Source organism: Roseiarcus sp. (genome assembly GCF_052145395.1).
Classification (GTDB): Bacteria; Pseudomonadota; Alphaproteobacteria; order Rhizobiales; family Beijerinckiaceae; genus Roseiarcus.
In genome coordinates, this window is record NZ_JBKQOT010000548.1 from 1 (window position 1) to 2,502 (window position 2,502).

Annotated in this window: 3 protein-coding genes; all 3 read left to right on the plus strand. The window is 63.3% G+C overall.

The window, feature by feature from the left end:
* On the plus strand, positions 1-729 hold a 729-nt coding region (locus tag ACLP25_RS18845; protein ID WP_442470699.1), incomplete at its 5' end, for an AI-2E family transporter.
* Between the two features lie 694 nt (positions 730-1,423).
* Positions 1,424-1,561 carry a hypothetical protein gene (locus ACLP25_RS18850; protein WP_442470700.1) on the plus strand — a complete coding sequence of 46 codons (138 nt, stop codon included), beginning with the start codon at positions 1,424-1,426 and terminating at the stop codon, positions 1,559-1,561.
* The gene (locus ACLP25_RS18855; protein ID WP_442470701.1) at positions 1,558-2,355 is read left to right on the plus strand and encodes a YegS/Rv2252/BmrU family lipid kinase; all 798 of its coding nucleotides are present in this window, start codon (positions 1,558-1,560) and stop codon (positions 2,353-2,355) included. Before ACLP25_RS18850 ends, ACLP25_RS18855 begins: the two co-directional genes overlap by 4 nt.
* Positions 2,356-2,502: the final 147 nt, after the last annotated feature.

Below are 2,502 nucleotides of genomic sequence, written 5' to 3' on the forward strand. Positions count from 1 at the left end.
GGCGCCGACCTTTCAGGCCTCGTTCAGAGAACATTGGCGAGCATGACCGGGGCGCTGTCGAGCGTTGGCTTGGTCATCCTGTTTGTGGCCTTCCTCCTTGCCTCCCGGGCAACCATCAATTCAAAAATTGCGATCGTCGTAGCATCTTCGAGTAGGGAGAAGAGATTCAATGCGGTTCTGAAACAGGTCGACCGCGGCGTTCGAGACTGTGTTTTAGCCCAGACTATGAGCGCTGCGCTGATCGCCGGCGGCGCAGGTGTTGTGATGCTCACGATTGGACTGGAGAACGCGTTATTTTGGGCAATTGTCATCTTCCTGATCTCGTACATTCCGGTCGTTGGAGGCTTGGTCAGCAGCGTCGCCCCGGCCCTCTTTGCATTGGTGCAGTTTCCGACGTTTTGGCAAGCAGCGACGATATTCTTGGCGATCCAATCTATCAACATCGTCGTCGGCAACTTCGTGATACCCAAAATGCAGGCCTCCAGACAAAACATCGATCCTGCCATTGGCATGCTGGCGTTCAGCATCTGGAGCCTGCTCTGGGGGATCCCTGGCGCGATCCTGGCTTATCCACTAACCCTCACGCTGATGATTGCTTTTGCGCAATTCGAAACGACCCGATGGGTCGCGGTGTTGATCTCGAATGACGGGAAGCCGGCCGCAAGTCTCGAGGCCGAAGCAGAAGCGTCTTCATCGGCCGGCCCGGCAGATTTCATTGAATTACCCTGAAGTATGAAAAGGCTCCGGGCCTGCCTTGGACGGGGCGCTTTGGCGTAAAATCGGCGGGCTTCCTTCGATAAGGCGCAGTCCGCGCCAATGGAAAGCGCCGCCTTTTCACGGCGCACACCCGAAGCTGACAGTCGCGATGGTGCCGTAATCAAAAATCTGCGCTTCGCGCAGACGCCTGCGATATCAGGCAAAAAGACCGGTCGCAGGCGATTACGCTGGGTGCCGACAAAGCCTTTGCCCGGGCGAAAGTGGCGCTTCGCATTCGTCGCGAATTTCGGCCCCCCCAACTGTGACGTCCGCGGCCGCGGTCTGTAACGTCCGCTTTACGTGTGCGCCGTCGGGACGGCCGAATCCTTGAGTCTGAGGTGGATCGGCTGGTCCTCCTCGTGATTGGTGTTCGAAAGAAAACCCCCGGCGTTGACGAACGGGTCTCCGTCCTTGGCAACGAACCCATCTTGATCCTGCTCCGAACGGCGGTTACGCGTTGCCGCAGATCGAAGTCGCTCCCTGGCCGCGATCTGGACGAACAGCCGTTCTCGTCGCGCTCAGGCCGCCGCTCCCGGGCGTGATTGCGAGAATGTCACCGGCGCTGCGTTTTGAGGCAAAGACGCCGGTGGAATACCGGCGTCCACCTTGAACAGGCCGAGAATTCCATGTCAAACGCGGGCGGGCGCTTCAAAGGGAGGTCCAGTCCATGGCGACCGTCCGGATCATTCTGCACGGCAAGGCGGCCGGCGACGCCCGCGTCCGAAAGGCGGTCCAGGCGCTCCGGCGGGACAGCCATCTTATCGAGGTCCGCGTCACATGGGAGCCGGGGATGCGGCGCGATTGACGGCCGAAGCCGTCGCCGAGGCGCGGAACGAGGGCCTTGACTGCATCGTCGCGGGCGGCGGCGACGGGACGATCAACGAGGTGTTCGCGGCGGCCTACGCGGCCGGGTTGCCTTCAGGTAGCGCGCTCGGCGTTCTTCCCTTAGGCACCGCCAACGACTTCGCGCATGCGGCCGGCGTGCCGGTCGACGACCTGACCGCAGCGCTGCGGATCGCGGCGAGCGCGCCGCCGCGCACGATCGATCTCGGTCTCGTCGACGGCAGGCCGTTCGTCAATCTCGTCTCGGGCGGCTTCGGCTCGCGCGTCACCGTCGAGACAGACCCCGAGCTCAAGCGGCGCCTCGGCGGGCTGGCCTACGCGATCACCGGCATCTCGCGCTTCGCCGAGCTTTCGGCCACCCGCGGGGTCTTTCGCGCCGAGGGCTTTTCCTGGGAGGGCACGTTTATCGCGCTCGCGATCGGCAATGGCCGGCAGGCCGGCGGCGGCGTGCCGCTCTGCCCGAACGCGCTGATCGACGACGGCCTCCTGGACCTGACGATCCTGCCCGACCTCGCCCGGGCGGCCCGTCTCGACGCTTTTTCCCGGCTTATGCGCGAAGGCGCGGCCGCCCTGCGCGCCGAAATGGCGACCGCCCGAAGTTCCTGGATCGAGGTCGAGACGGCGGAGGACGTCAACATTAATCTCGACGGCGAACCGATGCTCGTAAAGCGTTTTCGCGTCGAGTGTCGCCCCCGCGCGCTGCCCGTTCGTCTCGGCGAAAGCGCGCTCTTTTCTCATCCTGATGGTTCTGTTTGACCGGAATCCCATGGTCGGCGATGGTTCCCGCGCGAGGACCCCGACGCGCCATAGACGGGGGGCTCTCGAGGAATTCCGATCCGGCGGCGCAGAGAACAGACTGACGATGGCGCCACGGATGCGACAGGACTCGATCGGACGCCGCAC

Coding starts and splice junctions, on each gene's coding strand:
- ACLP25_RS18850 (WP_442470700.1), top strand. CDS start 1,424: ATGGCGACCGTCCGGATCATTCTGCACGGCAAGGCGGCCGGCGACGCC.